1 protein-coding gene is annotated in these 476 nt (G+C 39.5%); it reads left to right on the top strand.

The annotated features are described in order from the left end of the window. Positions 1 to 476 (top strand): M23 family metallopeptidase (locus tag CWB76_RS19370; RefSeq protein WP_138609737.1); only part of this gene is annotated, 476 nt, incomplete at both ends.

The following is a 476-nucleotide window of genomic DNA, read 5'->3' as shown; positions in this document are numbered from 1 at the left end:
TCGATGAAAGTAAAATACCAAGTACTTTTCTTGTCATTGCCGATAAGTTATTGCTGTTAAACCAGCTTGAGAGCTTTTTAACGGCGTTGCCAAACACTCTGCCTGCTGCTAAGTATTACATTTCTAGTAATTTTGGGCTTAGAAAAGACCCAATGAATAAAAGGCGCGCTTTTCATAAAGGTATCGACTTAGCTGGGTGGCATAAAACAGAAATTTTTGCCCCTGCCGATGGCATTGTTCTTCGTGCAGGCCGTAATGGCGGGTATGGTAACTTTATAGAGTTAGAGCATAAAAACGGTGTTGTAACGCGCTTTGGTCACTTAAACAAAATTAATGTTAAAAAAGGTCAAGCGATCACAAAGCACGATGTCATTGGCTTAATGGGCAGTACCGGAAGAAGTACAAGTACTCATTTACACTATGAAGTATTAATAGACGACAAGCATGTCAATCCACTAAAAATAACAAAGGCGCTT

This window comes from Pseudoalteromonas sp. S1609 (assembly GCF_005887255.1).
Taxonomy (GTDB): Bacteria; Pseudomonadota; Gammaproteobacteria; order Enterobacterales; family Alteromonadaceae; genus Pseudoalteromonas.
This window is presented reverse-complemented; position numbering and strand designations above follow the sequence as displayed.